Here is a 2,366-nt window from a genome sequence, read left to right as displayed (position 1 = left end):
GGGTGGATGGTGTGTTGTCTTCGACCATTAGTGCCGGTCGGCTCCGCCCCTTGCGGGGTGTCCACGTCCGGTCTATCGACCATGTGTTCTGCATGGGGTCTTCAGAAGCCCGAAGGCTTCATGGAATCCTTATCTTGGAGGGGGCTTCCCGCTTAGATGCTTTCAGCGGTTATCCCATCCGAACGTAGCCAACCGGCCGTGCCGCTGGCGCGACAACCGGCATACCAGAGGTTCGTCCACCCAGGTCCTCTCGTACTATGGGCAGGGCTCCTCAAGATTCCAACGAGCGCAGAGGATAGAGACCAAACTGTCCCACGACGTTCTGAACCCAGCTCGCGTGCCGCTTTAATCGGCGAACGGCCGAACCCTTGGGACCTGCTCCAGCCCCAGGATGCGACGAGCCGACATCGAGGTGCCAAACCATCCCGTCGATATGGACTCTTGGGGATGATCAGCCTGTTATCCCCGGGGTACCTTTTATCCGTTGAGCGATGCCGCGTCCGTACGCCGGCACCGGATCACTATCTCCGACTTTCGTCCCTGCTCGACCCGTCGGTCTCGCAGTCAAGCTCCCTTGTGCGATTGCACTCAACACCCGATTGCCAACCGGGCTGAGGGAACCCTTGGGCGCCTCCGTTACTCTTTGGGAGGCAACCGCCCCAGTTAAACTACCCGCCAGGCACTGTCCCTGGCCGGGATGACCGGCCGAGGTTAGAGGCCAGATGAGGACAGAGCGGTATTTCACATTCCGGCTCCACGGATGCTGGCGCACCCGCTTCGAAGCCTCCCGCCTATGCTACACAGTCCGCACCTAACGCCAATACCAAGGTATAGTAAAGGTCCCGGGGTCTTTTCGTCCTTCTGCGCTTAACGAGCATCTTTACTCGTACTGCAATTTCGCCGAGCTCCTGGTCGAGACAGTGGGGAAGTCGTTACGCCATTCGTGCAGGTCGGAACTTACCCGACAAGGAATTTCGCTACCTTAGGATGGTTATAGTTACCACCGCCGTTTACCGGGGCTTGAATTCACCGCTGCCCCCTCCGAAGAGGGATGACGGATCCTCTTAACCTTCCGGCACCGGGCAGGCGTCAGTGCATATACAGCGACTTACGTCTTCGCATGCACCTGTGTTTTTGGTAAACAGTCGCTACCCCCTGGTCTGTGCCGCCCCCACCGGCTCCGCGCGCAAGGCGCCTCACCGGCAGGGGCCTCCCTTATACCGAAGGCACGGGAGTGATTTGCCGAGTTCCTTGACCAGGATTCGCTCGATCGCTTTGGTATACTCTACCTGACCACCAGTGTCGGTTTAGGGTACGGGCGGCGCCACTCCTCACGCCGAAGCTTTTCTCGACGGAACGGCACACCGGATTCGGGGCACAAGACCCCCCATCATCACACCTCGCGCTCATGCCGGGCGGATTTGCCTGCCCGACGCGCCGCATGCTTGACCACGGATAACCACCACCGCGGCCCGGCTCCCGTTCCGTGTCACTCCCGCGCTACCCGCCACGCATCCACACGCCGGTCCCATGCCATCGGACGGTCCGAAGACCATCACCCGACACGGGTAAGGGCACGCTTCCACGTCTTGGATTGGACGGCTTGACGCCGGTAGGAGAATATCGACTCCTTCATCCATTCGACTACGCCTGTCGGCCTCGCCTTAGGACCCGACTCACCCGGGGACGACGAACGTGGCCCCGGAACCCTTGGTCATCCAGCGGACGGGATTCTCACCCGCCTCTCGCTACTCATGTCTGCATTCTCACTTCCACGCGGTCCACGGCCGGCTCACGCCGCCGCTTCGCCCCACGCGGAACGCTCTCCTACCCAGCACAGCAAACTGCGCTGCCGCGTCTTCGGTGGCGTGCTTGAGCCCCGCTACATTATCGGCGCGGAACCACTAGACCAGTGAGCTGTTACGCACTCTTTCAAGGATGGCTGCTTCTGAGCCAACCTCCTGGCTGTCTATGCGACTCCACATCCTTTCCCACTTAGCACGCGCTTAGGGACCTTAGACGACGATCTGGGCTGTCTCCCTCTCGACGACGGAGCTTATCCCCCGCCGACTCACTGCCGCGATACACCTCACACGTATTCGGAGTTTGGCTGCTGTCGGTACCCGATACGGGCCCTCAAGCATCCAGTAGCTCTACCCCATGGAGGCACTCACGCGACGCTGCACCGAAATGCATTTCGGAGAGAACCAGCTATCACGGAATTTGATTGGCCTTTCACCCCTAGCCCCAGGTCATCGGCCCGGTTTTCAACCCAGGTCCGTTCGGTCCTCCACGCGGTCTTACCCGCGCTTCAACCTGCCCAGGGCTAGATCATCCCGCTTCGGGTCCAGGACACGCGACTGGAA

The 2,366-nt window shown here is 60.6% G+C and carries 1 rRNA gene; it reads right to left on the bottom strand.

Going from position 1 to position 2,366, the window contains the following annotated elements:
* Positions 1-8: 8 nt before the first annotated feature.
* Positions 9-2,366: ribosomal RNA gene (locus CI601_RS08350) — 23S ribosomal RNA — on the bottom strand; the annotation flags it as partial.

Source organism: Bifidobacterium sp. wkB344 (genome assembly GCF_003688305.1).
GTDB lineage: Bacteria > Actinomycetota > Actinomycetes > Actinomycetales > Bifidobacteriaceae > Bombiscardovia > Bombiscardovia mizhiensis.
This window is presented reverse-complemented; position numbering and strand designations above follow the sequence as displayed.